2 protein-coding genes are annotated in these 1,325 nt (G+C 74.1%); one reads left to right on the forward strand and one right to left on the reverse strand.

Features of this window, described 5'->3' with window-relative positions; genetic code table 11:
- The coding region (locus E2651_RS44930) for a hypothetical protein (protein ID WP_209446399.1) at positions 1-302 on the reverse strand (302 nt) is incomplete at its 3' end.
- A gap of 3 nt (positions 303-305) precedes the next feature.
- Here E2651_RS44930 and E2651_RS43225 point away from each other — a divergent pair.
- Positions 306-1,325 (forward strand): FUSC family membrane protein (locus tag E2651_RS43225; protein ID WP_280922839.1); only part of this gene is annotated, 1,020 nt, incomplete at its 3' end.

Genomic DNA, 1,325 nt, shown 5'->3' on the forward strand with positions numbered 1-1,325 from the left:
CGGTTACCGCGAGTCTCGGGTTGTTGAGTGGGTCTTTGCCGCCCGTCGGCCCGATCGCCGCGCAGCCTCAGGTCGCCGAACCAGCTTTCCTGCCCCTTCGCCCGATCGCCGCGCAGCCTCAGGTCGCTGAACCAGCTTTCCTGCCCCTTCGCCCGATCGCCGCGCAGCCTCAGGTCGCTGAACCAGCTTTCCTGCCCCTTCGCCCGATCGCCGCGCAGCCTCAGGTCGCCGAACCAGCTTTCCCGTCCCCCTCTCGCCCGGCACTCGGCAGCAGCAATGCCCTTTATGCCCCGTATCATCACGGAGTGACCTGGCTCCGAGCGCTGAAAGTGACTGCCCGCTCGGGGCTCAGCGTCGAGCGGAAGCGGCTTGAACCCCTCATCGCGCTCCGCGGCGCCGCCGGTCTCGCCATCGTCATCGGCGTCAGCCTCGCCCTCTTCGGGCCGGCGGTGGCCGCAAGTTCCGCCTTCGGTGCGTACCAGGCGGCCATCGCCACCTTTCAGCGCAGCTGGCGGCCACGCCCGGAGCTGGCCATCGCCTCGGGCAGCAGCCTCGCCGTCTCCACCTTCCTCGGGTACCTCACCGGCTCCCACACCCCCCTCTTCCTCGCCCTGCTCTCCCTGTGGACCTTCCTCGCGGGCCTCAGCTGGGCCGCGGGCCCCACCATCGGCCTCATCGCTTCGTCCAACGTCGCGATCATGCTGGTGACGGTCACGCTGCCCAACTCCGTCGCCGCCGCCGCGGGCCACGCCGCGATGATGGTGGTGGGCGGCGCGATCCAGGCCGCGCTGGTGATCCTCTTTCCGGTACGCCGCTGGGGCGCCCAGCGGGACGCGCTGGCGGACGCCCTCGCGGCGGAGGCCGACTACGCCCGCAGGCTGCGCCACGACCCGCTGGCCGACTTCGACCCGGAGCCCCTGATGGCGGCCCGCGCCGCGGCGACCGTCACCCCGCGCCAGGCCCGCACCCGCCCCGCCGAACTCCACGGCGCCCGCGGCATCGCCGAACGCATCCGCCCGGTGCTCGCCTCCCTGGCCGACCCGGCCGTCGGCGTACCGGAAGAGGGCCCCGAGCGGGACCGCGTACGCGAACTCCTCGGGGCGGCGGGCGCCGTGCTCGACGCCGCGGCGCGCGCGATCCGGCACGGCGAACCGGTGCGCATCCCGCCCGCGGCCCTGGCCACCCTCAAGACCCCGGACACCGGAGCGATCCTCACGGGCCCGGCCCACCGCGCGGCCACCCGCCTCGCCGCCCTGCTGCACGACGTGGTGGAGACGGCGGGAAAGCCCCCCGAGGGCCCCCGCGCCAATCCCGAGGAGCCCGGC

It is taken from the genome of Streptomyces sp. MZ04 (assembly GCF_004684775.1).
GTDB lineage: Bacteria > Actinomycetota > Actinomycetes > Streptomycetales > Streptomycetaceae > Streptomyces.